Annotated in this window: 21 protein-coding genes; 6 read left to right on the top strand and 15 right to left on the bottom strand. The window is 66.9% G+C overall.

The window, feature by feature from the left end; all coding sequences use genetic code 11:
* Nucleotides 1-347: 347 nt before the first annotated feature.
* A complete protein-coding gene (locus AC5P9C_RS14300) occupies nt 348-1,205 on the top strand; it encodes an endonuclease/exonuclease/phosphatase family protein (RefSeq protein WP_049470325.1) in 858 nt (285 codons plus the stop codon).
* Nucleotides 1,206-1,224: 19 nt separating this feature from the next.
* Here AC5P9C_RS14300 and AC5P9C_RS14295 read toward each other — a convergent pair whose 3' ends face one another.
* Nucleotides 1,225-1,488: a hypothetical protein gene (locus AC5P9C_RS14295; protein WP_049470327.1), complete on the bottom strand. Its 264-nt coding sequence runs from the start codon at nt 1,486-1,488 to the stop codon at nt 1,225-1,227.
* Nucleotides 1,489-1,629: 141 nt separating this feature from the next.
* Between AC5P9C_RS14295 and AC5P9C_RS14290 the strand changes: the two genes are divergently transcribed.
* Nucleotides 1,630-2,007: a VOC family protein gene (locus AC5P9C_RS14290; RefSeq protein WP_053463366.1), complete on the top strand. Its 378-nt coding sequence runs from the start codon at nt 1,630-1,632 to the stop codon at nt 2,005-2,007.
* Nucleotides 2,008-2,048: 41 nt separating this feature from the next.
* On the opposite strand, the gene AC5P9C_RS14285 is transcribed toward AC5P9C_RS14290, so the two are convergent.
* The 6 genes from AC5P9C_RS14285 to AC5P9C_RS14260 all read right to left on the bottom strand — a co-directional run bounded on the left by AC5P9C_RS14285 (nt 2,049) and on the right by AC5P9C_RS14260 (nt 9,872).
* Entirely contained in the window at nt 2,049-3,470 is a 1,422-nt protein-coding gene (locus tag AC5P9C_RS14285) for an efflux transporter outer membrane subunit (protein ID WP_049470332.1), read from the bottom strand.
* On the bottom strand, nt 3,464-4,201 hold the full coding sequence (locus AC5P9C_RS14280; protein ID WP_049470334.1) for an SDR family oxidoreductase: 738 nt from the start codon (nt 4,199-4,201) through the stop codon (nt 3,464-3,466). Before AC5P9C_RS14280 ends, AC5P9C_RS14285 begins: the two co-directional genes overlap by 7 nt.
* A gap of 63 nt (nt 4,202-4,264) precedes the next feature.
* Nucleotides 4,265-7,435, bottom strand: coding sequence for an efflux RND transporter permease subunit (locus AC5P9C_RS14275; RefSeq protein ID WP_057493810.1), 3,171 nt, complete (start codon nt 7,433-7,435; stop codon nt 4,265-4,267).
* Nucleotides 7,436-7,562: 127 nt separating this feature from the next.
* Entirely contained in the window at nt 7,563-8,786 is a 1,224-nt protein-coding gene (locus AC5P9C_RS14270) for an efflux RND transporter periplasmic adaptor subunit (protein WP_064238203.1), read from the bottom strand.
* Between the two features lie 91 nt (nt 8,787-8,877).
* Entirely contained in the window at nt 8,878-9,648 is a 771-nt protein-coding gene (locus AC5P9C_RS14265) for an SDR family NAD(P)-dependent oxidoreductase (protein ID WP_049470344.1), read from the bottom strand.
* The gene (locus AC5P9C_RS14260; protein ID WP_049470347.1) at nt 9,645-9,872 is read right to left on the bottom strand and encodes a hypothetical protein; all 228 of its coding nucleotides are present in this window, start codon (nt 9,870-9,872) and stop codon (nt 9,645-9,647) included. The genes AC5P9C_RS14265 and AC5P9C_RS14260 overlap by 4 nt, the downstream gene beginning before the upstream one ends.
* Nucleotides 9,873-10,019: 147 nt before the next feature.
* On the opposite strand from AC5P9C_RS14260, the gene AC5P9C_RS14255 reads away from it, so the two are divergent.
* On the top strand, nt 10,020-11,051 hold the full coding sequence (locus tag AC5P9C_RS14255; protein ID WP_005416157.1) for a LysR family transcriptional regulator: 1,032 nt from the start codon (nt 10,020-10,022) through the stop codon (nt 11,049-11,051).
* A 32-nt stretch (nt 11,052-11,083) separates the two neighbouring features.
* Here the strand turns inward: AC5P9C_RS14255 and AC5P9C_RS14250 are convergent, their stop codons facing one another.
* Nucleotides 11,084-11,974, bottom strand: coding sequence for a LysR family transcriptional regulator (locus tag AC5P9C_RS14250; RefSeq protein ID WP_057493812.1), 891 nt, complete (start codon nt 11,972-11,974; stop codon nt 11,084-11,086).
* A gap of 119 nt (nt 11,975-12,093) precedes the next feature.
* Here AC5P9C_RS14250 and AC5P9C_RS14245 point away from each other — a divergent pair, with 119 nt between their 5' ends.
* Nucleotides 12,094-12,819 carry an SDR family oxidoreductase gene (locus AC5P9C_RS14245; protein ID WP_049470357.1) on the top strand — a complete coding sequence of 242 codons (726 nt, stop codon included), beginning with the start codon at nt 12,094-12,096 and terminating at the stop codon, nt 12,817-12,819.
* A 183-nt stretch (nt 12,820-13,002) separates the two neighbouring features.
* Here the strand turns inward: AC5P9C_RS14245 and AC5P9C_RS14240 are convergent, their stop codons facing one another.
* The 6 genes from AC5P9C_RS14240 to AC5P9C_RS14215 all read right to left on the bottom strand — a co-directional run bounded on the left by AC5P9C_RS14240 (nt 13,003) and on the right by AC5P9C_RS14215 (nt 20,961).
* Entirely contained in the window at nt 13,003-13,698 is a 696-nt protein-coding gene (locus AC5P9C_RS14240; protein WP_005416156.1) for a YiaD family glycine zipper/OmpA-like lipoprotein, read from the bottom strand.
* A 140-nt stretch (nt 13,699-13,838) separates the two neighbouring features.
* Entirely contained in the window at nt 13,839-15,254 is a 1,416-nt protein-coding gene (locus AC5P9C_RS14235; protein WP_057493813.1) for a cryptochrome/photolyase family protein, read from the bottom strand.
* An 89-nt stretch (nt 15,255-15,343) separates the two neighbouring features.
* A complete protein-coding gene (locus tag AC5P9C_RS14230) occupies nt 15,344-15,958 on the bottom strand; it encodes an inorganic diphosphatase (RefSeq protein ID WP_057493814.1) in 615 nt (204 codons plus the stop codon).
* A gap of 10 nt (nt 15,959-15,968) precedes the next feature.
* Nucleotides 15,969-17,318 (bottom strand): purple acid phosphatase family protein, encoded by a 1,350-nt coding sequence (locus AC5P9C_RS14225; RefSeq protein ID WP_343540619.1) that lies wholly within the window; start codon nt 17,316-17,318, stop codon nt 15,969-15,971.
* A gap of 14 nt (nt 17,319-17,332) precedes the next feature.
* Entirely contained in the window at nt 17,333-18,448 is a 1,116-nt protein-coding gene (locus AC5P9C_RS14220; protein WP_057493816.1) for an NHL repeat-containing protein, read from the bottom strand.
* A complete protein-coding gene (locus tag AC5P9C_RS14215; RefSeq protein WP_414615257.1) occupies nt 18,448-20,961 on the bottom strand; it encodes a TonB-dependent receptor in 2,514 nt (837 codons plus the stop codon). The genes AC5P9C_RS14220 and AC5P9C_RS14215 overlap by 1 nt, the downstream gene beginning before the upstream one ends.
* 219 nt (nt 20,962-21,180) lie before the next feature.
* On the opposite strand from AC5P9C_RS14215, the gene upp reads away from it, so the two are divergent.
* Both upp and AC5P9C_RS14205 read left to right on the top strand, forming a co-directional pair.
* The gene (gene upp / locus AC5P9C_RS14210; protein ID WP_005409099.1) at nt 21,181-21,813 is read left to right on the top strand and encodes a uracil phosphoribosyltransferase; all 633 of its coding nucleotides are present in this window, start codon (nt 21,181-21,183) and stop codon (nt 21,811-21,813) included.
* Between the two features lie 186 nt (nt 21,814-21,999).
* A complete protein-coding gene (locus AC5P9C_RS14205; protein WP_046430010.1) occupies nt 22,000-22,293 on the top strand; it encodes a PsiF family protein in 294 nt (97 codons plus the stop codon).
* Between the two features lie 77 nt (nt 22,294-22,370).
* Here the strand turns inward: AC5P9C_RS14205 and AC5P9C_RS14200 are convergent, their stop codons facing one another.
* On the bottom strand, nt 22,371-23,258 hold the full coding sequence (locus AC5P9C_RS14200; RefSeq protein WP_049470373.1) for an MBL fold metallo-hydrolase: 888 nt from the start codon (nt 23,256-23,258) through the stop codon (nt 22,371-22,373).
* Nucleotides 23,259-23,354 lie beyond the last annotated feature (96 nt).

Here is a 23,354-nt window from a genome sequence, read left to right as displayed (position 1 = left end):
ATGTGGCGTCCTTCCGGTCAGAAGATGTTCCAGTAGCGATACTTGGAACGGATGCACTGGGTGGAATTGTCCGAACGCAGGTTCAGCGACACCTGCAGGGCGCGAATCAATCGTGTCATGGCACAGCTCCTTGTGGTTCCGTTGTGGGTTTGCTGCTGCGATGCCGGGTTCAATGGCCGGCACGGCCGTTCTAGCACGCAGGCCCGGTCTGACGGGTCAATGCGCCGTCAACGCCAGGCTGAATACGCCCCATTCCCGACAGATGCCGCCAGCGCGTGCACAGCCATCCACCGGCAATCCGTGCGATGCTCCGTGAAACCGTTTTCATGGAATGGAGGGATTCCACGATGTTGTCGCGTTTCCGTCGCCCCGCGCTCTCTGCGCTGCTGGCGCTTGCCCTGCCTCTCACCAGCGCCTGGGCGGCTGCCCCCGCGCCGTTGAAGGTGATGTCGTTCAATGTGCGCACCCCGGCCGATACCGAACCCGGCAAGCGCTGGCCTGACCGCCGCGACGCGATGGTGAAGGTCATCCTCGATGCACACCCCGCAGTGATCGGCACCCAGGAACTGGTGCAGGAGCAGGCCGACTACCTGGCCGGGCACCTGCCCGGCTATCGCTGGTTCGGCGAGGGCCGCCGCGGGGGCAGCGGTGACGAGCACATGGGTGTGTTCTACGACAGCAATGTGCTGGCGATCGAGCAATCAGGCAACTTCTGGCTGTCCGACACACCGGACGTGCCGGGCAGCATCACCTGGGGCAACCTGTATCCGCGCATGGTGACCTGGGCGCTGTTCCGCCGCATCGACGACGGCCGCCGCTTCTACTTCATGAACACCCACCTCCCCTACCGCGACGAAGACGAACCGCGGCGGGTCAAGGGTGCCGAACTGATCGGCACGCGCGTGGCCAAGCTGCCGGCCGATCTGCCCGTCGTGCTGACCGGCGACTTCAACAGCGAACCCGGCGGCGACACCTACAAGGCGTTCACCCGCGTGCTGCAGGACACCCGAACCCAGGTGAAGGCCCCGCAGGGCCCGCGGCTGACCTTCCATGATTTCACCGGCAAGGCCACCGTGCAGCTGGACTGGGTGCTGGTGCGCGGCTTCCATGCGCGCAGCTTCCTGACCGACGACCGACGCGTCGATGGCGTGCTGCCGTCGGACCACTTCCCGCTGGTGGTCGAGCTGGACTGGCCCAAGCACTGAGCAGCCACGGCAGCCGCCGTTACAGCGGTGGCTGCCGCGACAGCAGGCGATACAGCGCCTGATGCTGGTCGCGCGCCTGGCAGATGCGGGCGCCGATCGCCAGGAACACGGCCACACCGATCAGGCCCAGCCCGAGCATCGAATCCTGCAGGCGCAGGAAACCGACCGCAGCGGCCATCGTCGCCAGCACCAGCAGCACCACGACCGCCACCGACAACCCGGCACCGGGTGGGCCCGGATCGCCGAACAACATCCGTTGGGTATCCCGCCATCCGTCCGCCATTGCTTGTCCTCCCAGGTGCCTGACCCACTAGTTACACGGCGGGACGCCGTTTCGGCAGAGTCAGAAACGTCACGGACGTGAAGATGTCCACGCCGGGCACCGCGCTACCCTGCCGCATCCCCCTGGACCGCGGAGCAGGACATGGCACACCAGAGCCGGCTGGCCGGATTCATCATCGACTGCCAGGACATGCCCGCCGACGAGGCTGCCCGCTTCTGGGCCGCCGCGCTGGGCCTGCAGGCGCAGGCGGCACGTGCCGAAGGCGGCGCCGAGTACGCCGACCTGCTGGGCGCGCCGGCAGGCTTGGACGTGGAGGTGCAACGCGTCGATCACCCGTCACGGGTGCACCTGGACATCGAGAGCGACGACATCGATGCCGAGGCCGACCGCCTGGAAAAACTCGGCGCCCGTCGCATCGGCTTCGTCAAACGCTGGTGGGTGATGGAAGCGCCCAGCGGCCATCGATTCTGCGTCGTGCGCATGCGCGACCGCGCGGTGCCGGCCAACCAGTGGCCCTGAAAGAAGAAAGGGACGGAAGCCAGCGCTCCCGTCCCCCGGGTCTACTGCAGTTGCGCCACGCTGGGCGGCTGCGGTGATTGCCCCCAGCCCCCCAGTGCCTTGTAGACGCCCACCACGCTGACGTTGACTTCGGCCTCGGCCGCCGCCAGGGCATCGTCGGCAGCCAGCTGCGTGCGCTGCGCGTCGAGCAGGGTCAGGAAGTCCTCCGAGCCCTCGCGGTAGCGGATCTGTGCCAGCGATTCGGCACGCCGTGCCGCCTGCGCCTGCTCGACCACGATCGCCAACCGTGCCTGCTGCTTGGAATAGCGGGTCAGCGCGTTCTCGGTGTCCTCCAGGGCGAGCAGTACCGCCTGTTCGTACTGCGCGGCCACGCCTTCGGCTTCAGCCTTGCTGGCACGCAGGCGCGCACGCACGGTACCGAAGTCGAACGCTGCCCAGCTCAGCGACGGGGTCAGCGACCAGGCCTTGTTGTTGCCGTTGACCAGGCCGCTGGCATCGCCCCCAAGGAAGCCGACGAAACCGGACAGCGACAGCCGCGGGAACAGATCGGCGGTGGCCACGCCCACGCGCGCGGTGGCGGCCGCCAGGCGCCGCTCGGCCACGCGCACGTCGGCGCGCTGGCGCAGCAGTTCGCGGGTGTCACCCAGCGGCAATGCCTTGGCGAAGGCCGGCACGTCGTGCGGCGCAAGCATGTCGGTCAGTACTTCCGGACGCTGTCCCAGCAGCACGGCCAGCCGGTTGCGCGACTGTGTCTCGGCCACTTCCAGCAGCGGGATGTCGGCCTCGATCGCCTTCAGGCGCGCGCGGCTGCTCTGCACGTCCAGCTCGCTGCCGGCGCCCAGTTCCCAACGCGCCTCGGTCAGCTTCTGCGTATCGCGCAGGTTCTCCAGCGTGTGCTGGGCCACGGCGATGCGCTTCTGCGTCCCACGCAGCTCGAAGTAGTTGCGTGCCACTTCGGCGGCGACCAGTACCTGCGCGTCGGCCAGGTTGGCCTGCTCGGCACCGAGGTCTGCACGCGCGGCTTCGGCGGCACGGCGCTTGCGGCCGAACAGATCCAGCTCCCAGCCGGCATCGAAGCCGAGCTGGTAGCTTTCACTGAACACCCGCTGCCCACCCAGCTGCGGATCGGGCTGCTTGCGGCGGTCGTAGCTGCCGCCTGCGGTGATGTGCGGGGCCTGGTCAAGGCGGCTTTCGACGAACACCGCGCGGGCCTGGCTGACGCGGGCCACGGCCACGCGCAGGTCCAGGTTGTCCGACAGGGCACCATGGACCAGCTGCTCCAGCACCGGATCATCGAACTGCGCCCACCAGCTGGCGACCGGCGAGGCCGTGCTGAAGACCGGCTGCTGTGCACCCTGCAGGACCACCGGTTCCTGCACCGGGGCCTTGTAGTTCGGGCCGACGCTGACACAGCCCGCCAGCACCAGGCTGGAGACGGCCATCGCCAACGTGCGGATCACCATGGCAGCACCTCGCCCAGGTAGGTGAAGCTGCCGCTGGCACCGGATTCACCGATCAGCGCCATTTCCACGCTGGAACGCGCGCCTTCGCTGATTTCGATCTCGCCGTTGCCGCCGTTCATGTCGGTCTTTACGTAACCCGGATGCACGGTGTTGACCTTGATCGGCGTGTTGCGCAGCTCATAGGCCAGGCTCAGGGTCCAGCTGTTCACTGCGGCCTTGGACGCGTTGTAGGCCGGAATCTTGAAGTCGTAGATGCCCGAGGAGGGATCCGCGTGCAGGGTCTGCGAGCCGAGCATGCTGGACACATTGACGATGCGTCCGGACTTGGACTGCTTGACCAGCGGCAGGAATGCCTGGGTTACCGCGACCAGCGCATAGACGTTGGTGTCGAAGGTGCGCTTCCAGGTGTCCAGCGACTGCTCGGACGGCGCCTGCGCCGGGTTCTCGATCATGATGCCGGCATTGTTGACCAGGATGTCGAGGCGACCGTGGCGCTGGCGCACCTGCTCGACCGCTTCGGCGATGCTGGCCGCGTCGGTCACGTCCAGCTGCAGGGCTTCGACCGGCAGGCCTTCAGCCTGCAGCTTCAGGGCCAGCTCCACCGCGGTATCGCGCTTGCGACCGGCCAGCAGCGTGTGCACGCCGGCCTCTGCCAGCTGGCGCACGGTTTCCAGGCCGATGCCACGGGTGGCGCCGGTCACCAGCGCGATCTTGTTCTGATGGGTGTTCATGGATGCATGCCTTGTCTGTGGGGAGAGTGGCCGCCGGCCAACGACCGGCGGCGGAGTTCCGTATCAGTGGTGGATGGTCGGTTCGCCGTGCTGCACCAGCTGACCGCCACCATTGCGGGTAACCAGCTTGCGCAGCGCCACGTAGAACACCGGGGTGAGGAACAGGCCGAACAGGGTCACGCCCAGCATGCCGGCGAACACGGTAATGCCGGTCACCGAGCGCACCTCGGCGCCTGCACCGTGCGACAGCACCAGCGGTACGGTGCCGGCGATGAACGCGATGGAGGTCATCACGATCGGGCGCAGGCGCAGGCGGCAGGCTTCCAGCGCGGCTTCAACGATGCCCTTGCCGCCCATCTCCAGCTCTCTGGCGAATTCGACGATCAGGATCGCGTTCTTGCACGCCAGGCCCATCAGCACCACCAGGCCAACCTGCACGAACACGTTGTTGTCACCGCCGGTCAACCACACGCCGAACAGCGCAGACAGCAGGGTCATCGGCACGATCAGGATCACCGCCAGCGGCAGCGACCAGCTTTCGTACAGCGCGGCCAGCACCAGGAAGGCCAGCATGATCGCCACCGGGAACACGATGAACGCGGCCTTGCCCTGCGTGGCCTGCTGGTAGCTCAGGTCGGTCCATTCGGTGGCCATGCCCACCGGCAGTACCTTGCCGGCGATCTCGGTCAGCTTGTTCATCGCCTCGGCCGACGACAGCAGGCGCGGATCGGCTTCACCGGCCAGGTCAGCGGCCGGATAGCCATTGAAGCGCAGCACCGGGTCCGGGCCGAAGGTCTGCTTGATGGTGACCATCGAACCGATCGGCACCATCTCGCCGCGGTCGTTGCGGGTACGCAGCTTGCCGATGTCCTCGACCGTCTCGCGGAACGGACCGTCAGCCTGGGCGATCACCTGCCAGGTACGGCCGAACTGGTTGAAGTCGTTGACGTAGGCCGAACCCAGGTAGGTCTGCAGGGTGTCGAACAGCTCGGTGAGCTGCACGCCCTGTGCCTTGGCCTTGACGCGGTCGACCTCGGCATCCAGCTGCGGCACGTTGGCCTGGTAGCTGGAAATCGGGAAGGCCATGCCCGGCGTCTGCGCCACGGTACCCTGCATCGCCTGGACGGCGTTCTGCAGCGCGCCGTAACCCAGGTTGCCACGGTCCTCGATGAACATCTGGTAGCCGTTGCCGTTGCCCAGGCCGAGGATCGGCGGCGGCATCATCGCGAACGCGAAGCCTTCCTGCAGGCCGGCGATCTTCTGGTTGATCTCGGCGTTGATCTGCGCGGCGGTGCGGCCATGGCGCTCGGCGAACGGCTTGAGCGGGATGAACGCCACACCGGTGTTCGGCGTGTTGGTGAACTGCAGCGCGTTCAGACCGGGGAACGAGATGGTGTGGGCGACGCCATCGGTTTCCTGGGCGATCTTGGCGACCTTGCGCAGCATTTCATCGGTGCGTGCGATCGACGAACCTTCCGGCAGCTTCACACCCGCAATCAGGTACAGCTTGTCCTGGGTCGGGATGAAGCCCGGCGGCACCAGCTTGAAGATCACGCCCGTACCGACCAGCAGGATCGCGTAGACCACGAACACCGCGCCACGACGGCCGAGGATGCGGGCCACGCCACGCTCGTACTTCTCCGAGCTGGACTTGAAGAAGCGGTTGAACGGACGGAACACCCAGCCGAACAGGCGGTCGATCAGGCGGCTCGGGCCGTCCTTCGGTGCGCCGTGGGCCTTCAGCAGGCGTGCGGCCAGGGCCGGCGACAGGGTCAGCGAGTTGATCGCCGAGATCACCGTGGAGATGGCGATGGTGACGGCGAACTGCTTGTAGAACTGGCCGGTGACCCCGGACAGGAACGCCATCGGCACGAACACGGCACACAGCACCAGCGCGATCGCCACGATCGGGCCGGACACTTCACGCATGGCCTGGTGGGCCGCAGCGGTGGGCGACAGGCCCTCTTCGATGTTGCGCTCGACGTTCTCCACCACCACGATCGCGTCGTCGACCACGATGCCGATCGCCAGCACCAGGCCGAACAGGCTCAGCGTGTTGATCGAGAAGCCCAGCAGGTACAGCGCGGCGAAGGTACCCACCACCGACACCGGCACCGCGATCAACGGGATGATCGACGCGCGCCAGGTCTGCAGGAACAGGATCACCACCAGCACCACCAGCGCGATCGCTTCCAGCAGCGTGGAGACCACGGCCTTGATCGAGTCACGCACGAAGATGGTGGTGTCATACACCGCTTCGTACTTCACGTCGGCCGGCATGGTCTTCTGCATCTCGTCCATCGTCGAGATGACCTTGTCGCGGATTTCCAGCGCGTTGGCGCCCGGCGACTGGAAGATACCGATACCGACTGCGTTCTTGCCATCCAGCTGCGAGCGCAGGGTGTAGTCACCGGCACCCAGTTCAAGGCGGGCCACGTCGGCCAGGCGCACGATCTCGCCATCGGTGCCGCTCTTGAGCACGATGTCGCCGAATTCCTTTTCGGTCTTCAGCCGGCCCTGGGCGTTGATCAGGGTCAGGAACTTGCTGTCCGGCAGCGGTTCGGCGCCAAGCTGGCCGGCCGAGACCTGCACGTTCTGCTCGCGCATGGCGCGCACCACGTCGCTGGCGGTCAGGCCGCGCGACGCCACCTTGTCCGGGTCCAGCCAGGCACGCATGGCGTAGTCGCCGCCACCGAAGATCTGCGCGTCACCGACGCCCGGAATGCGCGCCAGCGCATCCTTGACGTGCAGGCGGGCGTAGTTGCGCAGGTACAGGGTGTCGTACTTGCCTTGCGGCGAGGTCAGGTGCACCACCATCAGGAAGGTGGGCGACTGCTTCTGCGTGGTCACGCCCTGCCGGCGCACGTCCTCGGGCAGGCGTGCCTGGGCCTGGGCCACGCGGTTCTGCACCTTCACCGCCGCCGCGTCCGGGTCGGTGCCCGGGCGGAAGGTGACGGTCATCTGCAGCACGCCGTCCGAGCCGGCAACCGACTTCAGGTACATCATGCCTTCGACGCCGTTGATCGCCTCTTCAAGCGGCGTGGCGACGGTCTCGGCAATGACCTTGGGATTGGCGCCCGGATAGACCGTGCGCACGACCACCGACGGCGGCACCACTTCGGGGTACTCGCTGATCGGCAGGATCGGAATCGTGATCAGGCCTGCGGCGAAGATCACGATCGACAGCACCGCCGCGAAGATCGGCCTGTCGATGAAGAAACGGGAAAAGTCCATGGAGGAATTCCTGGGAAAGGCGTCCGGCGGGCAACAGCCACCCTGCCCCTCGCCGGGATGACGAAGGCAGGAAAGGCTGCCGCTGGCGCCGGCAGCTAAGCGGGGACGCGGATCAGGAGCCGGCGGATCAGTGGTTCAGCGCAGCGGTTGCATCGCGGCCCGGTGCCGCCGCCGACTGTGGCTGCATCGCCACGGTCTTGGCCTGCACCGGCATGCCCGGCATGAAGACCTTCTGCACGCCGTCGATGATCACCTTGTCACCGGCGGCCAGGCCGTGCTCGACGATACGCAGGCCATCGGCGGTGCGGCCGAGCTGGATGTCGCGGCGCTGGGCCTTGCCATCCTTGTCGACCACGTAGACGTACTTGCGGTCCTGGTCGGTCAGCACGGCCTTGTCATCGATCAGCATGGCCTGGAACTGGCCGCTGCCGAGCAGCTGCACGCGGGCGAACAGGCCCGGCGTGAACTGGCGGTCGGCGTTGTCCAGCAGCGCACGGACGCGGATGGTGCCGGTGCTGCGGGCCACCTGGTTGTCGAGGAAGTCGACCTTGCCCGCATGCGGGTAGCCCTCTTCCCCGGACAGGCCGACCTTCACTGGCAGCGCGCTGTCACGCTCGCTCGGGCGCTCGCCCTTGCGTGCCATCTGTGCATAGCGCAGGAAGGTGCTTTCGTCGGCATCGAAGTAGACGAACACGGTATCCAGCGAGACCAGCGTGGTCAGCACGCTGGCGCTGTCGCCGGCAGTGACCAGGTTGCCGGCGGTGACCATCGCGCGGCCGGCGCGGCCGTCGATCGGTGCACGCACCTTGGTGAACTCCAGGTTGAGGCGGGCGGCATCCAGCGCCGCCTGCGCGGCCTGCACGGCGGCCCCGGACTGGTCGGCCGCGGCACGACGCTGTTCGGCGGTCTCGGTGGAGATCGCCTGCTGCTCGGACAACCGCTTGGCGCGCTCGGATTCGCTGCGCGCCAGCGTGGCCTGGGTGCGGGCGCGGGCCAGCTCGGCGGCGGCGCGATCGTACTCGGCCTGGTAGCTGCGCGCGTCGATGGTGAAGAGCACTTCGCCCTTCTTCACTTCCTGGCCTTCGACATAGTTGACCTTGTCGATGTAACCGGACACGCGCGGGCGCAGTTCAACGCTCTGCACCGCTTCGACGCGACCGCTGAACTCGTCCCATTGGCTGACCTGCTTGACCAGCACCGGCGCCGCGCTGACCTGCGGCGGCGGCGGCGCACCGGCTTCTTCGGCATGGCCGCCGCTGCAGGCCGCAAGCACGGCCGCGGCGAGGATCGACACGCCGACCATCGCGATGCGATGGCCGAAACGATGTGGGGTGGTATTGGGGGAAGTCATGGCATGCATCCGTACGGAGGGGTGGTACAGCAATATGAGAACGTGTTGCAAAAATCAGCGGCGCATCCTGCGACCTCAACCATGGTCGAGGTCAAGCAACACCTGCGGTATCGCGCCACGAAGGGGGAACGTCCAGGTGCAGCAGCCCGCGTGGCAGTTCGGCATCGCTGCTGTCACAGCGGACGATGGCGCGGTTGTCGCGGCAACCGTCGAGCAGCGAAACCACGCGACGGCCAACCAGCAGCGAGCTCGGCCACTCGATGCAGGCGTTGGCGGCATTGGCCGGGGTACACACCGGGCTGCAGACTTCCAGCATCTGCGCGCGCACGCCCAGTGCCTGTGCTTCCTGGTGGACCACCTGCGCGTACATGCGCAGCGCCGCAGTGGTGATCGAGGTCTCGCCGTAGCCGGCCCACGGCTTGGCGCTGGCCGGGCTGCCGATCATCACGTAGCGCCGCGCATGCACGTTGTCCTGCAACAGCGGCAGCAGGTGGCGGACGGCGTGCACGTGCGGCATCAGATCGGCCTGCATCGCGCCCAGCAGTTCATCACCGTTGCGGTCGATCACCCGGCCGCGGCGGTAGGGCCCGCCCATTGCCGCGATCACGGCAGCCAGGGGACGCGGGCGCTGCACGATGCGCCCGGCCAGCGCGCGGGCCGAGCCGTCGTCGCTGAGCGAGCCCAGCATCGTCTCCAGGCCCGGCTCATCGGCGAACTGCTCATGCAGTGCGGCCAGCCGGCCCGGATCGCGACCGACGACCAGCACCGGGCTGCCGGCTTCCAGCAATGCGCCGACCACGCCCTGGCCGACGGCACCGGTGCCGCCGAGGACCAGGACTTCGGGCGTCAGTATCCCATTCACGGGACATTTCCTCCCAAATCCGGGATAGTCCCAATCCGGCGCAGCCGGTCGCCCTTGTGCGGGACCAGGCGGAGGGCACCGCCACGCTGCTGACGCATGGGCGCGGTAAACTCACGGAAGTCCTTGTGCACCAAGGAACTGGGACGTGCTTCGACGGTCATCGCCAGGTCCAGGGCGTTCTGGCCGACGTGCCGGAAGCGGGCAAGAATGTTGCGCAGGCTCATGGCGAGGGGGCTCCATTTCACGAATGGCGCCACGATAGACCTCAAACCTTTACTTGATTAGTCCTGATTAAGGGGAATAATCATCCCGCACCCGGTCCAATCGTTCTGTCACGATTGTCCCATCCCCGACGTCCAGGATCCCCGACCATGTCCCACGATCTCAACGAGACACTGATCTTCGTCAAGGTGGTCGAGCAAGGCAGCTTCATTGCCGCTGCCAAATCGCTCGGCCTGCCCAAGACCACGGTCAGCCGCAAAGTGCAGGAACTGGAAACGCGCCTGGGCGCGCGCCTGCTGCACCGGACGACCCGGCGCCTCGGCCTGACCGAAGCCGGCTCGATCTACCACGAGCATTGCCAGCGCATCGCGCGCGAGCTTGAAGAAGCCGAGAGCGCGGTGAGCCAGCTGCAGTCCGGCCCACGCGGCTGGCTGCGCTTCACCGTGCCCTATTCGATCGGCATCACCTGGATCGCGCCGCTGCTGGGCCAGTTCCACGCGCAGTATCCGGAGATCCGCCTGGACATGCACATGGGCAACGAGAAGCTGGACCTGATTGCCGGCGAGGCAGATCTCGCGTTGCGCGTCGGTGCCCTGCCCGATTCCAACCTGGTCGCGCGCAAGCTTGGCAGCCTGCGCACGCAGGTGTTCGCCAGCCCGGCCTACATCGAACGCTATGGCGAGCCGCTGCATCCGGAAGAACTGCAGTTCCATCGCATCCTGGCAATGCGCAAGCCGTACCACACCGGCAACTCGCCGCGCTTCACCTGGCAGCTGGGCGAGAACGGCGGCGAGCTGCGCGACTTCCCGGTCACCCCGCTGATGACCGCCAACGACATGTCCGCATTGAACGGTGCATTGGTATGCGGCGAGGGCCTGCTGCTGACCGGCGACGTGATGGCCAAGCCGTTCGTTGAATCGGGCATGGTGCGTCGTGTACTGGCCGGCTGGACCGGCCCGGAAGTGGATTTCAACGCGGTGTTCGCCGGCGGCCGCCTGGTCTCGCCGAAGGTGCGTGCGTTCGTCGATTTCCTGGTGGAAAAGCTCAACTTCGACGCCAACTACATGCTGGCGCAGTGCCCGGGTGCGAAGCTGGCGCAGCAGCAGAAGGCGCAGGAAGACGCCGCGCTGGAAAGCAGCGGCAAGCGGATCCTGGAAAAGGTGGCCGCTTCGGCGGCGTAACCGGATCTTGTAGAGTCGAGCAGGACTCGACTCTACAGCTCGGACAGCACGTGCTCCACCAGCGCGCGCAGCTTCGGCTCGGCCTGCCGGCGGCTGGGGTAATACAGGAAAAAGCCCGCAAACCACGGACAGTATGCTTCCAGCACCGGCACCAGTTCGCCGCGCTGCAGCCAAGGCCGCCAGGTCTCTTCCATGCCGATGGCCAGGCCCGCGCCGGCCAGCGCCAGCCTGAGCATCACGCCCATGTCGTTGCTGGTGATTTCAGGCTGCACATCAACACTGAATTCCCGGCCGCGCTCCTCGAATTCCCAGCGATAGGGCGCTCTGCCGGGCGCGCTGCGCCAGCCGATGCAGCGATGCGCGCCCAGTTCACGCGGGTGGGTCGGCAGCACGTGCGCATCGCGATAGTCCGGCGAGCACACCACCAGCTGGCGCTGCCGCGCCGACACCGGGACCGCGACCATGTCCTGCGCAATGACCTCCCCTAGACGCACGCCTGCGTCGAAGCCCGCGCCGACGATGTCGAACGCCTCGTCGGTCACGGTGATGTCCAGCTGCAGCGCCGGGTAGCGTGCTGCGAACGTGGCCAACAGCGGGCCCGCCAGGAACGCTTCGGCGATGGAGGACACGGCAAGCCGCAGCTGCCCGGACACGACGGCCTGGCGGCGCACGCTGGCCTCCAGCGCATTGCCCAGTTCCGCCAGCGCAGGGCTGACCGAGACCAACAGCGCCTGCCCGGCATCGGTGAGGCTGACGCTGCGCGTCGTGCGCAGCAGCAGGGCAACGCCCAGCGACTGCTCCAGCTTGGTGAGGGTCTGGCTGACCGCAGATCGAGTCACGCCGAGTTGCTGGGCCGCGGCGGTGAAGCTGCGACAGTCGGCCACCCGCTGGAACACGGCCAAAGCGTTCAGATCGACGGACATTGGTTAGCAATTCTGAACAAGGTAATCAGGAATCGCCATCTTATCGCGGCAGGGCGTGCCATCTACCGTGGCTGCACCGGGCACGCCCGGGCACTCCCTACCCCTTCAGAGACACTGCCATGAGCCTTTCCCGAACCATCCTGATCACCGGCGCCTCCAGCGGCATCGGTGCCGGCATCGCCCGCGCCCTCGCACAGCCGGGCGCGCGCCTGGTCCTCGGTGCCCGCCGCGTGGATCGCCTGCAGGCGCTTGCCGACGAACTGCGCCAACAGGGCGCCGAAGTGCGGGTCCACGCGCTCGACGTGACCCAGCGCGCGCAGGTCGATGCCTTCGTCGAAGCCGCGTTGCGGCATTTCGGCTCGATCGACGTGATCGTCAACAACGCCGGCGTGATGCCACTGTCCCTGATGGGCTCGCTGAAGGTGGAGGAATGGGACCGGATGATCGACGTGAACATCCGTGGCGTGCTGTACGGCATCGCTGCCGTGCTGCCCGGCATGATCGCCCAGCGCAGCGGCCAGATCATCAACATCGCCTCGGTCGGCGCACTGTCGGTGGTGCCGACCGCAGCGGTCTACTGCGCGACCAAGTATGCGGTGCGCGCGATTTCCGACGGCCTGCGCCAGGAGCACCGCGAACTGCGGGTGACCTGCATCCATCCTGGCGTGGTGGAAAGCGAACTGGCCGACAGCATCACTGATCCGGCTGCCGCCGAGATGATGGTCGGCTACCGCGCCATTGCGTTGCAGCCCGACGCGATCGGGCGCGCGGTGAGGTTTGCGATCGAGCAGCCGGACGATGTGGATGTGAATGAGATCGTGGTGCGGCCGACGGCGACGGTGTAACGAAGGTCTGGCCGAGTGGCCCTTGCAGAGTCGAGCCGTGGTCGACTCTGCAGGCGCCAGAAGCATGTGACGCTGCGGCCGAGTGTTCCAGTGTGTGCCGAGCAGCGCTCGGCACCTACAGAAAATGCCGCCTGCAAGGGCGGCATTTTCGTTCCGGCTGCGCCGGGACTGTAACGCTGCGCGTTACTGCTTGAGCGGAATCACGCGGATCTCGACGCGGCGGTTCTTGGCACGGCCAGCATCGGTGCTGTTGTCGGCGATCGGGTACGCCTTGCCGGCGCCCAGCGTTTCGATACGCACGCTCTGCACGCCCTGGCCGATCAGGTATTGCGCCACCGAGTCGGCGCGTTCCTTCGACAGGCGGTTGTTGACCGCGTCGCTGCCGATGCTGTCGGTGTGGCCCACTACTTCGATCATGGTCTGGTTGTACTCGCGCAGCGTACCGGCCACACCGTTGAGCGAGCCGTAGAACTGCGGCTTCAGGGTGGCCTTGCCGAAGTCGAAGGTGATGCCGTCCGGCAGGTTCAGCATGATGTTGTCGCCCTGGCGCTGGACATCGATGCCGGTATTGGCGGTGCGCTCGCGCAGGGCGCGTTCCTGGCGATCCTGGTACTGGCCAACGGCGGCGCCGCTGAGCGCGCCGATACCGGCGCCGATCAGCGCGTGCTGACGACGTTCGGTCGCACTGTCGCCGGTCAGCAGGCCGGCAGCCACGCCGATGGCGGTACCGATCAGCGCGTTGCGGCCGGTCCGGTTCTGCTGCTCGGTCGGGTTACCGTACTGGTCACTCTGCACGTAGGAGCCGCCGGTGGCGCAGGCCGACAGGACGGCCGCACTCATCAGGGCCAGTGCGACGTTGCGGGTGGTGTTGCGGATCATGGAGTTCTCCTTGTTTTCCGGTCGGGCCGGCGGCTTGCGGGCGCAGAGAGAATAAACAGCCCGATGCGATGTCGGGATGATGATCGGTCACGGCGACAGGGCCGCGTTCAGCTAACTGACTGGATCACCCACGCGGCCCTTTACCCTGCTCCCGACTGGCGGTAGGCGGCCAGGGCGGCATTGCGGCCAGCAGCCAGATCCACCAGCGGGGTGCGCGGATAGCCCGGCGCGTGCGTGGCCAGCAGCTGCGGGTGCTGCCATGGCGCGAAGCGCGCCTTCACCGGCAACGCCGCCAGTTCGGGCACCCAGCGGCTGATGTAGCGGGCCTGCGGATCGAACTTCTCGGCCTGGGTGACCGGGTTGAACACCCGGAAGTACGGGGCCGCGTCGGCGCCGGTACCTGCCACCCACTGCCAGCCCATCGTGTTGTTGGCCAGGTCGGCATCGACCAGGGTGTCCCAGAACCAGCGCGCACCATGCAGCCAGTGGGCGCGCAGGTGCTTGCACAGGTAACTGGCCACGATCATCCGCACCCGGTTATGCATGTAGCCGGTGTGCCACAGCTCGCGCAGGCCGGCGTCGACGATCGGCACGCCGGTGTTGCCGCGCTGCCAGTGGTGCAGCTGCGCTGCAGTGGGCGTGGCCCAGGGGAAACGGTCAAACCGTGGGTTGAGGTTGTCGGTTGGTGTCTTCGGGAAGTGATGCAGCAGGTGATAGGCGAAGTCGCGCCAGCCCAGTTGCCGCAGGTAACCATCGATGTCGGCATCGGTGCCTGCAGTGCGCAGCCCCTCCAGCGCATGGGCGATGCGCCACGGCGCGATCTCGCCAAAATGCAGATGGGGCGACAGCCGCGAGGTGCCCACGCGATCGGGCAGATCGCGCTGCTCGCGATAGCCACGCAACGCGCCGTCCTCGAACACCGACAGCGCGTCCAGCGCACCGGCCTCGCCCGGCTGCCAGTGCTCCCAGAAGCCGGCATCCCAGTCCAGTGTCGGTGCCAGCTGGAGATCCTCCAGCGCGAGGCTGTCCACCGTGTGCGCCGCCATTGCCTTCGGTGCGGCCTGCAGCGCCGGCAGGCGCCAGTGACTGAGCACGTTGCGCCAATACGGCGTAAATACCTTGTAGGGCTGGCCCTGCTGGGTGGCAATGTCCCAGGGTTCGAACAGCAGGCTGCCGTTGCAGCTCTGCGCGTCGATGCCCTGCTCGCGCAGCGTGCGCTTGATGGTGGCGTCGCGTGGCTGCGTGGCCGGCTCGTACTTGCGGTTCCAGTACACGGCTTCGGCGCCGGCCTGCTCGATCAGGGCCTGCAGGGTCGGCAGGCTGTCACCGCTGCGCAGCACCAGCGCGGAACCGCGGGCGCGCAGGTCGGTATCCAATGCAGCCAGGGAACGGTGCCGCCACGCATCGGAGGCCGCACCCGGCGCCCATTCACCTTCTTCGTGGGGCGCATGGATGTAGACCGGCACCACATCGTGCCCCGCCTCCAATGCGGCCTGCAGGGCCGGATTGTCCTGCAGCCGCAGATCACGGCGGAACCATACCAACGCTACCGACACAGACACCGCCCCCGTTGTTGAAGGCGGACATGATAGCCAGGGGCAGTGAAGGAGATGCGCGCGCCAGGCCATCCACGCATGGCATGGATCTACTTGCCGAAGCGCTGCATCGCCTCGCTGATCAGCGCACGCGCTTCAGCAGCATTGCCCCAGCCATTGAGCTGCACCGGGTTGCGCCCGGCCGGCAGGTCCTTGTAGACGCGGAAGAAGGCCTCGATGCGCTGCCGTTCGACCTCCGGCAGATCCGCCAGGTCGCGGATGCCGGCGTAGCTCGGGTCGACCTTGTCGGTCGGCACGCCGATGATCTTCTCATCATGCTCGCCGCCGTCGATCATCTTCAGGTAACCGATCGGCCGGAAGCGCACGATTACGCCCGGATGCAGCGGTTCGCGGGTCAGCACCAGCGCGTCCAGCGGGTCGTTGTCACCGGCCAGGGTACGCGGCACCGAGCCGTAGTTGGCCGGATAGGCGACCGGCATGGACTGGAAGCGATCCACATGGACCAGGCCATCTTCCTTGATCTCGTACTTGGTAAAGCTGCCGGCCGGAATCTCCACCGCCAGATTCACTTCCTGCGGGGCCTGCTTCGGCTGGGCGACCAGGAAGGGATGCAGCACGGTATCGGCGGCGGTTACCGCACTGGCCAGCAACAGCAGGGACGCGCCGATGGCAGCCAATGGAATGATGCGACGGGGTGTGGTCATCAGTGTGTCCTCATTCCCAGCAGCGGTCGGCACGACCCTTGGCAGTCTGCGCACGCGGACAGTCGCGCGGTGCGATACGGCCTTCGCTCAGCTCCGTGCGCTGCTTGCCGCCCTTGGCGTCGCGGCGCAGTTCGAAGGCATCGTAGAGACGCCCGGTCACGGTGCGCGCCTCGTAGCGCAGGTGCTGCGGATCGATAGTCAGCACCTGGAACAGCTGGGTGTCCTCGGCTACCGGATCCATCGTCTTCCGTGCCTCGTCGGAAAGGCGATACTGCTTCGGCCCGGCCACGGTCACCACGTACTGTGGCGTCGCGGCCTGACCTTCGCCACGGCGGCCATAGGTGTGATCGTGGCCCTGCAGCACCAGATCGACGTTGTGGCGGCGTACCACCGGCAGCAGCACGTCACGCAGCGCGGCGTTCTCGCGCCCTTCCCGCGGCGAGTAGAACGGCTGGTGCAGCAACACGATGGTCCATGGCTGCGGATTGCCGGTCAGCACCTTGTCCAGCCACTGTGCCTGTGCCCTGGCGGTGCCCAGATCGAGTGCCGAGGTGCCATCGACCACGGCCACACGCACGCCCTGCGCATCGAGCCAGTAGCTGGTCTGCTGCGCGGCGGGGGCGCCATTGCCCGGCAGCGCGAACGTGACCGGCCAGTGCCGGCCCAGCACGCGGCGCTCCTGCGGGGTGTCCTCGAATTCCTCGAAGTACTCATGGTTGCCGATCGCCGGGGCTACCAGCGTTTCCTGCGCCAGCCAGCCGGTGGCGGCAAACCACTCGCCCCATTCGCTGTCGTCCATGTTGTCGCCGCCGCTGACCAGATCACCGGCGAACAGGCTCATGCGCGCCTGCGGTGCAGCCTTCTGCGCGGCACGCACCACCCGGCTGACATGGCTGACATTCTTGTTCTGGGTATCACCGAAGTACAGCAGGGTCAGCGGCTGGTCGGCCGCGGCCAGCGTGCGCAGCTGGTTCCAGGCACTCCAGCTGCCATGCCCCTGCACGCGGTAGACATACAGGGTGTCCGGCTGCAGGCCGCTGACGTCGACGCGGTGATGATGCGACAGACCGTTCTCGGTCTGCAGCGCGCGGGTCGTCGCGCGTACCTGTCGGATGCCATCGATGGCGGGCGAATCACCGGCCAGGGCGATCTCCAGCAGGGGCGCCTGCACGCTGCCATCGGTACGCCAGGCCACGGCGAACCCGTGGCTGGGATCGGCCGCCGGCGAGGCGACGATGCGGTCCGGCACCGGCGTCGCTGCGTAGTGGTGGCTGCCGGTCGGCACCTGGGTGTTCGGTTCGGCCGCGGCCCACGACAGCGACGGCAACGCCAGCAGCAGGCCCAGCGCCAGCCTGCGCATCACGCACTGCCCGCTCATGCGCCACACTCCAGCGGCAATGCCAACTGCTTGGCGATGCTCTCCCAGTCGAAGGCCACCACGCCCTGGTCGTCGTGCACGGCGTACAGCGCACCATGCGGGAAGCGCGCGCTGGGTTGCTGCATCATCCAGATGCCATCGGTGTTGGCCACGGTATTGCCCTGGAACGCGCCGACCGGTTTCAGCGTGTGCCGGTCGAACAGGTGGAACACGCTGCGCTGCTTGCCCTGTTCGGTGGTGATCCACCAGCCGTCCTTGCCACAGGTGCGCAGGGTCACGCCTTCGGCCTGTGCCTTGAACACGTCGCGGCCGAAGGTGGTGCCGGTGAAGCGGCCCGCCAGGGTGTAGACCTTGAACTCGCTGGCGTAGCGCTCGTCCTCCTCGGCAATCAGCAGGCGATCGTTCTCGGGGTCGCCCCAGATCGACTCGACCACGCGCAGCGCACCGGCCTCGGTGGTGTCACCGATGCTGGCGACAAGCGTCGCTTCGACCTTCGCGCCGTTGCGGGTCACGTGGTACTGGCGCACGCGCTTGTCCAGCTCGGCCAGCGGCGGCAGGATGTCACGCCCCTGCGCATCCTCGCCGTTGTCCCAGGAGTCGGTGACGTAGACGCTGTAGCCATCGGCACGGCGGTCGACCCACAGCCCGTACGGCTTGCGCAGATCGCCCGCAGCGAACGTCGTCAGCGGCGCGAAGTCCGGCAGGCTCAGCACCTGCACGCGGTGGTTGTCGCGCTCCACGATCCATAGCAGGTCGTCGGTCACCGCAATGCCGTTTGGGCGGTCGAACTGTCCCGGTCCGGTGCCGCTGCTGCCGACGTCACGCAGGTGCCGGCCGGTGCTGCCGTCGTAGACCACCAGCTTGTCGGTGGCCTTGGCCGTGGCGATCAGCCACAGCGTGCCATCCGGGGCGCGCCAGGCCGCCGGCGAGTCGATGTTGTCGGCCGGGGTCATCGGCGTGAGGAAGGCTTCGGCGAGGGTGGTCACCCCGCGCGCGCCACTGGCGGCCGGCGCGGCCGCTCCCGAAACCGGATCGTTGCCGCTGGCCGGCGTGCAGCCGGCGATCAGCGTGGCGGCCAGCGCCGCGGCCAGGACGGCACGGCTGCGCCCCATCACAGCGCCACCTTCAGGCCCAGCGCATATGTGCGGCCGTATTCTTCCATCTGCAGGGTGCGCGACCGCGTGCCCTGGTACAGCTCCAGCGGCTTGTCCAGCAGGTTCTGCGCCTCGAAGTACATGCTCACCCGCGGGGTGAACTTGTAATCCAGCGAGAAATCGAGCTGGGTGTTGGGTGCCACGTAGATGTCGAACGCGCGGCCCTTGCCGATGCTGTCCAGGTACTCGCTGCGGTATACCGCCGCCAGGCGCGTGCTCACGCCGTACTTCTCATAGCCGATGTGTGCGCTGTAGACATGCTTGGAGGCGCGCGGCAGGGTGAAGTCCTCGCCCGCACGGTCCTTGATACCGGCATCGAACGTGGTGTCCAGCCAGGTGCCACTGGCACCCACCAGCAGGCCATCCAGGCCGTCCGGCAGGAAGGCCAGCTGCTGCTGCCAGTTGAATTCCGCACCCCGCACGGTGGCGTTGCGACCATTGATCGGCTGGGTCACGTCGAATCCGCCGTAGGCCGGATCATTGGTACGCACGGTTTCCACGATGTAGCCATCGATCGACTTGTGGAACAGGCCGAGCGACACGATGCCGCTGCTGCCGATGTACTTCTCCACCGACAGGTCGATGTTCTTCGACTCGTACGGGTCCAGTTCCGGATTGCCCAGGCGCACTTCCTCGTCACCGCGGCTGTAGCCCACGCGCGGCGAAACGTCGCCGAAGGACGGGCGCGATACGGTCTTGTTGGCCGAGGCGCGCAGCACCCAGTCATCGGCCGCGTCATAGCGCAGGTGCAGGCCCGGCAGCACGTTGGTGTAGCTGCTGTTGGCCACGCGCGGGGTGACGGTGAAGCTGCGGCCGTTGGCGGCCACGTCCACCTGGTTGCCGATCGCCTTGAAGCGGGTGTTCTCCACGCGCACGCCGCCGATGATGCGCAGCGCGCCCACGTCCCAGGTACCCATGGCATAACTGGCGAAGATGTCTTCGCTGGCCACGTAATCCTCTTCCAGCGACGTCATCGCATTGCCGCCGACATCCTGCGGACGGGCGCTGTACTGACTGCCGCTGGCCGCCCAGAACGCGCGCATCGCGGCCGAGTCCATGCCGTCCCCCATGTTGCCGTGGCGGTGCTCCGGCGAGGAGGTGGTCCAGCTCGACAGCGCCACCTTCGGGCCGACACGCAGTTCGCGCTCATCCACATTGACGTCGCGGTCGCGCCAGCGGCCCAGCAGACCGAACTTGATGCTGCTGCTGTCGCCGTCGAAGCGCACGTTGACCTGTGCGCTGTGCTCCTTGTCGTTCACCTGCTTGGGCGAGAGCACGAAGCGGTCGAACGCGTAGTTGCTGTTGTCCAGCCACTGCGGGTTGTCGAAGCTGTAGCTGGGCAGGCGGCTGCGCTGGTCCAAGGTGCCGTTGAAGACCTTGCCGTTGAGCTTGAAGCGCGCCTCCATCTCGTCGTTCACGCGTTCTTCGGTACGGGTATAGCCGATCCGGTAATCGACCACGGCGTGGGTCAGCCGGTTCTCGCCACCGAGGCTGGCCGCGAACGTGTTTTCCTTCTTGGTGCGGTAGCGCATGCGCTTGTCGATCGAATCCTTCGGCATGCCGTCCAGGCGGTACTGGTCGGTGCCGGTCTTGACCATCTTCGCGTCGTCGAAGTTGAAGATCACGCGCTGGCGCGTCTCCGCATCATCGAACTGGCTGTACAGCGTGCGCAGGTAGTACTTGCTGTCTTCGTCGGGGCGCCAGTCGAGGTTGAGGTTGGCGCCGATGCGCTTGCGTTCGATCTCATACTTGCGGTGCTGCAGGTTGATCGCGGTCACGTCACCGGGGGCGGCATCGTCCTCGCCGTCATATTCCACTTCGGTGTTGTCCGACTCGAACTTCCGCTTCTGGTAGTTCACGCCCAGCGCCACGCCGAAGGTATCGTTGAACACTTCGCTGTAGTTGAGCGCCGCCTTGGGGCTGGTCTCGCCGGACAACGGCTGGTGGCTGCCCTCGATCTTGCCACGCAGGCTGCGACCATCGCGGTCGAAGGCCGACGCCGATTCCACCAGCACGGCGCCACCGATGGCATCGCCGGGCATGTCCGGGGTGGGCGATTTGACCACGCGCAGGCGCTCGGTGGAGTCGGACGGGATCACGTCCAGAGGTGCGGCGCGACTGGAATCTTCCGGGGTGCCGACGGCAATGCCATCCACGCTGACGCTGTTGAGATTGGCGTCCAGGCCGCGGATGACAACGAAGCGGCCCTCGCCCTGGTCGCGGGTCACGCTGACACCCGGCAGGCGCTGCAGTGATTCGGCCACGTTCTTGTCCGGGTACTGGCCCAGGGCGTCCGAGGACACTGCGTCCTCGATGGCATCGCTGCTGCGCTTGAGGTCGACCGCGCGGATCTGCGACTCGAGCTGGGCGCGTACTTCGATGCGGTCCAGGTCGACCGCGTCGGCGGCCACGGCGCCGGTGGCGGCTACCGCCTGCTGCCCGGCCGCCTGCAGCGGTGCTGCGGCCCCCATCGCCAGGGTCAGGGTGATGGCAACGGCCAACGGAGTCTTGATATGCACTGGGAATCCCCATTCCTGTTAAGAATGGGTCTGCACGGTATGTCCGCAAGGTTGCATGGCCATGACATGCGCCTGCACATTTCGGGTCACGCCGCTGCGGGGCCGGTTTGGGATTCGACACGCCGATCCGGCAAAATGGCGTCCTCTCTCTCATTTCCCCCTTCCCCGACCATGAAGATCGTCGAAGTGCGCCACCCGCTGGTGCAGCACAAGATCGGCCTGATGCGCAATGCCGCGCTCAGCACCAAGGATTTCCGCGAACTGGCCAACGAGCTGGGTACGCTGCTGGCCTACGAGGCCACCGCCGACCTGGACACCGAGCCGCACACCCTGCCCGGCTGGGCCGGCCCGGTCACGGTGCAGCGCATTGCCGGCGCCAAGATCACCGTGGTGCCGATCCTGCGCGCCGGCCTGGGCATGCTCAGTGGCGTGCTGTCGCTGATCCCGGCCGCCCGTGTCAGCGTGGTGGGCCTGCAGCGCGATGAGGAAACCCTGCAGCCGGTGCCCTACTTCGAGCGCCTGACCGGGCGCCTGGAAGAGCGCGACGCGCTGATCCTGGACCCGATGCTGGCCACCGGCGGTACCCTGATCGCCACCATCGACATGCTCAAGCGCGCCGGCGCCCGCCGCATCAAGGGCATCTTCCTGGTGGCCGCGCCAGAAGGCATCGAGGCGGTCAAGGCCGTGCACCCGGACGTGGAGATCTACACCGCGGCCATCGATGCCCAGCTCAACGACAAGGGCTACATCCTGCCGGGCCTGGGCGACGCCGGTGACCGCATCTTCGGAACCCGCGTCGGATAATCCCGGTGAACGGGTCGGATCCCTCTCCGCAGGAGAGGGCTCTGACCCGCCATCCGCTCGCGGGCGCGCTTCGCCGCGGCACGTGAACGCCCGTGGACGCGGGCGTGGCCGACGCGTGATTCTTCACGTGGCCTTACCGGTCGGAAGCGAATGCTCCGCGCACCCGCCACCGCTTGGAGCATTCCGATGAAAGCCTCTTTCCTGCTGGCCGCCGTCCTGCTGGTTGGCCTGCCCCTGGCTGCCAACGCCACCACCCCGCAGCAGCAGCGCATGGCCGAATGTTCGGCCAAGAACAAGGGGCTGAAGGGTGATGCCTACAAGACCGCGCAGAGTTCCTGCCTCAGCGGCCACGCCGCCGAAACCAAGGCGGTCAATCCGCAGCAGGAACGCATGCGCAAGTGCAATGCCGACGCGGGTGCGAAGAAGCTGGCCGGTGATGCGCGCAAGACCTTCATGAGCAGCTGCCTGAAGTCGTCGTAGCGATCGCGTCCGATCGGAACGCCGCAAGGCGTGGATCGACACACCCATGGATGGCCGGGCACTGCCCGGCCATTTCATTACCCCAGGGCGCGCGCCTTCAGCTCGCCCTGCTCGTGCAGGGTCACGAACCGTCCCTTGTCATCCCGGCCCAGCTGCGCCAGCGCCACCTGCGGGTCGTGGGTGAAGAACAACCGCACGTTGCGCGCCAGCTTGTCTTCAAGGAACTGCCGCTTCTCGTCGATCAGCAGCTCGGCGTTGCGGTCGTAGCCCATGGTGATCGGCACGTGTACCCATGAGCGGCCCGGGATCAGGTCGGCACAGAACACCACGCCACCATGCGCACTTTCGCCAGCATGCGCGTGCCCGACGATCTCGGCCAGCATCAGGCCCGGCGTATGCCCGTCGCTGTAACTGAAGCGTACGCTGCGGCCGAGCGCCTTCGAGTATTCGCCGTCGACCACTTCCAGGCGGCCACTGGCCTGCAGCAGGCCCGGCAGTTCCGGAATGAAGCTTGCGCGATCGCGCGGGTGTGGCTGCACGGCGCGCTGCCAGTGCTGCGCGCCGACCACATAGGTCGCGTTCGGGAACAGCAGCTCGGGATCACGGCCTTCGCTCCACGCCGCCAGCAGGCCGCCGGCATGGTCGAAGTGGAGGTGGCTGAGCACCACCACGTCGATATCCTCATGCTCGAAACCGGCTTCGCGCAGGGAATCGATCAGTACGTGCTGGCTTTCCTGCACCCCGTAGCGCTCACGCATGCGCGGGTCGAAGAACGCGCCGATACCGGTTTCAAACAGCACGGTCTTGCCTTCCAGCGGGCTGGCAAGCAGTGCACGGCAGGCCAGCTCGATACGATTGAGCTCGTCCGGTGCCGCCCATTTTTCCCACAACGCGCGCGGCGCGTTGCCGAACATCGCGCCGCCATCGAGGCGCTGCGAGTTTCCACGAATAGACCAGAGTTTCATGCGTCGATTATCGGCGCCGGCTCGTTAAATAATCGCTAGACGGCAACAGAAAACCCCGCCGGCAAAGGCGGGGTTTCGGTATCAACCGGATTGCCG

The sequence above is a fragment of the Stenotrophomonas sp. YJH_SMC_10 genome, from assembly GCF_059371555.1.
Note: the sequence above shows the minus strand (reverse complement) of the source record. Positions and strands in the feature narration are given on the sequence as shown.